This window comes from Actinomycetota bacterium (genome assembly GCA_005774595.1).
In the GTDB taxonomy this organism is placed as follows: domain Bacteria; phylum Actinomycetota; class Coriobacteriia; order Anaerosomatales; family D1FN1-002; genus D1FN1-002.
This window is the reverse complement of record VAUM01000255.1, coordinates 1-2,846: the sequence shown is the minus strand read 5'-3', so window position 1 is coordinate 2,846 and position 2,846 is coordinate 1. Positions and strand designations below refer to the sequence as shown.

The 2,846-nt window shown below is 68.7% G+C and carries 4 protein-coding genes; all 4 read left to right on the top strand.

All coding sequences use genetic code 11. From position 1 onward, the window contains the following. Window positions 1–460 (top strand): hypothetical protein (locus FDZ70_08780; GenBank protein TLM71739.1); only part of this gene is annotated, 460 nt, incomplete at its 5' end. Beyond that, window positions 457–873 carry an ACT domain-containing protein gene (locus FDZ70_08775; protein ID TLM71738.1) on the top strand — a complete coding sequence of 139 codons (417 nt, stop codon included), beginning with the start codon at window positions 457–459 and terminating at the stop codon, window positions 871–873. The genes FDZ70_08780 and FDZ70_08775, both read left to right, overlap by 4 nt. A 40-nt stretch (window positions 874–913) precedes the next feature. Then, window positions 914–2,113, top strand: coding sequence for an ABC transporter substrate-binding protein (locus FDZ70_08770; GenBank protein TLM71737.1), 1,200 nt, complete (start codon window positions 914–916; stop codon window positions 2,111–2,113). Window positions 2,114–2,339: 226 nt separating this feature from the next. After that, window positions 2,340–2,846: branched-chain amino acid ABC transporter permease (locus FDZ70_08765; GenBank protein ID TLM71736.1), on the top strand; the 507-nt coding region annotated here is incomplete at its 3' end.

Below are 2,846 nucleotides of genomic sequence, written 5' to 3'. Positions count from 1 at the left end.
CGGCGGGTCGGTGGACACCGTCGTGCGCTACGGTGACGAGGTCTTCTCGCCCATCGCCGACGAAGGTTCGGCCGACCAGCTGGTGGCGTTCGAGATGATCGAGGCGGCCCGCCGCCTGTGCGTGCTCAAGCCCTCGGGGCGCCTGCTCGTCAACACCCGCGTCATCGAACCCCTGCCCGTCCTGATCGGCCAGTGTCCCCCGACGACCGGTCTGGAGGCCGCATTGGCCGAGGAGGGCGCGGTCTTCGTGGACGCCGACGCGTTGGCGTGCGAGGCGGGCAGCCCCAAGTCGGCCAACATCGTGCTCATCGGGGCCCTGTCGACTGGACTCGAGTTCCCTGTGGACGCATGGCGTGAGGTGATCTCGTCACGCGTGCCGCCCAAGACCGTGGACGTGAACCTGACGGCGTTCGATCTCGGCCGCAGCGCGTGCGGCGAGGGAGGGGAGTGTCTGCTGTGAAGGTGAGGCAGTTGTCCGTCTTCATCGAGAACAAGGCCGGCCGTGTGAGCGAGGTCGCTGACCTGCTCGGCGGAGCGGGCATCAACATCAGGGGCTTCTCCGTGTCGGACACGGCCGAGTTCGGCATCTTGCGGCTCGTGGTCGACCGGCCTGAGGAGGCGCACGCGGCCCTCAAGTCCGCGGGCTTCACGGTCAAGGAGAGCGACGTGGTCTGCCTGCGGCTCCCGGACCGTCCGGGCGCGCTGGCGGAGGCTCTCAGGATCGTGTCGGACGCGGGTGTCAACATCGAGTACGTCTACTCGCTCGTGTCGACCTACGTGGTCCTCAACGTCGGGGACCCGGACCAAGCGGTTGCGTTGCTGGGAGGCGAGCCGGTTGAGCTGGTCTCGCAGGAGGAGATAGCACAGGCGTAGGACCCCGGTGCGCCGGGGCGTCAGACGGAGGGAGTCGGGTATGAGGATCAGAAGCCGGCACTTCGCGTTCGCACTGACCATCGTCCTGGCCGCTTCGCTTCTGCTCGCGGTGGGCTGCAAGCCCTCCGCCGGGGGCAGCGGCGGCACGACCCCGACGGAGACCAAGACGCCCATCAAGATCGGCGTCGTGGTGTCCCTGACCGGGCCGTACGCCACGCTCGGCGAGCCTGAGAAGGCGACGCTCGAGATGGAGGCCAAGCGCATCAACGACGCGGGGGGCGTGAACGGCCACCCGATCGAGCTGGTCTTCGAGGACGACGGGACCGACGAGGCCAAAGCCACAGCGGCCGCGGCGAAGCTCATCCAGCAGGACAAGGTCGCGGCGCTCATCGGCGCGACCGGCACGGGCCAGACGATGGCCATGCGCGGCGACGTGGACAAGGGTGGCATCCCGCAGGTCTCGATGGCCGGCGGCACCGCGATCACGGCGAACTTCGACAAGCTCGTGTTCGCCACGCCGTGGTCGAACAAGATCGTCATCCCGTACGAGCTCAAGTACATGCAGAAGAAGGGCATCAAGAAGATCGGTCTGATCAGCGACTCGGGCGGCTTCGGCAAGGACGGCGCGGCTGTCGTGAAGGCCGAGGCCTCCAAGTACGGGATCACCATCACGAGCGAGCAGACGTTCAACGCCAAGGATCCGGACATGAGCGTCCAACTGGGCGCCATCAAGGACTCCGGCGCCGAGGCCATCCTGCTCGTCAACGCCGGCGGTGACGCGGCCACGGTCGCCAAGAACCGCGAGTCGCTCAAGATCACGCTCCCGATGTACGGCACGCACGGCAACGCGCGCGTCGAGTTCATCCAGGGCGCCGGCACCGCCGCCGAGGGCTTCACGTTCGCGGCGGGCAAGGTGCTCGTGCCTGAGACCTACGGCGTGGACACCGAGGGCTACACGGTCGCGACCGACTTCATCGAGCGCTTCACCGCCGCCACCGGCAAGGCCCCGAGCACGTTCGCGGGTCACGCGTACGACGCGCTCTACATCGTGGTCGACGCCATGAAGGCGCTTCCCGAGGGCTTCACGTCAGCCCAGCTCCGTGACCAGATCGAGAAGACGGCGGGCTTCGTGGGCATCGGCGGGACGTTCAACTTCACCGCCACCGACCACAACGGCCTGACCGAGGGCGACCTGGTCATGTACACCATCGAGAACGGGGCCTGGAAGGTCGTCGAGTAGGACGCCTCGCGGGCCGTCCGGCGCTCGAGGGCCGGGCAACACGCGGCCGTGCCGTCGCTCGTGTGGCGGCACGGCCGCCGTGTGTCTAGAATGTGGCGGACGCCCGCGTGAGCGGGCGAACGCATGACAGAACGGCTCGTCATCGGGCTGTCGGACCGAAGCGAGGGAGAAGCGTGGGCTCGAGGTCCGACGTGGTCCGCGCCGTTGACGATCGGCGGGCGGCGCCGTGAGCGCGGCGACGTTCGCCCAGTTCGTCGTCGCCGGGCTCAAGTACGGGGCCATCTACGCCCTGATGGCGCTCGGCTTCACGATCGTCTACGGCGCGACCGGCGTCATCAACTTCGCTCAGGGCGAGTTCTACATGCTCGGCGGGATGCTGCTGGTGTGGGCCTTCTCGGCCCTCGGGTTGCCGCTCCCGCTCGCTCTGCTGCTGGCGGTGGCCGCCGCCGCCGCCGCCGGCGCGCTGTTCGAGCTCGTGGCGATCAGGCCGCGCAAGGACGGCGACCCGCTCGCGCTCATCATCATCACGATCGGCGGGTCGATGCTGATCAGCTCGCTGGCGCGCCACGTCTGGGGCGCCAACGAGCTTGCTCTGCGCCGCGCGGGCGGCGTCGACCTGAACGCCTTCACGCCGGGGGACTCGATCCTGCTGCTCGGCGCGGCGATCGAGCGGCAGGCGCTGTGGATCTGGGGCCTCACGGTGCTGGCGGTCATCGCGCTCACGCTGCTGTAC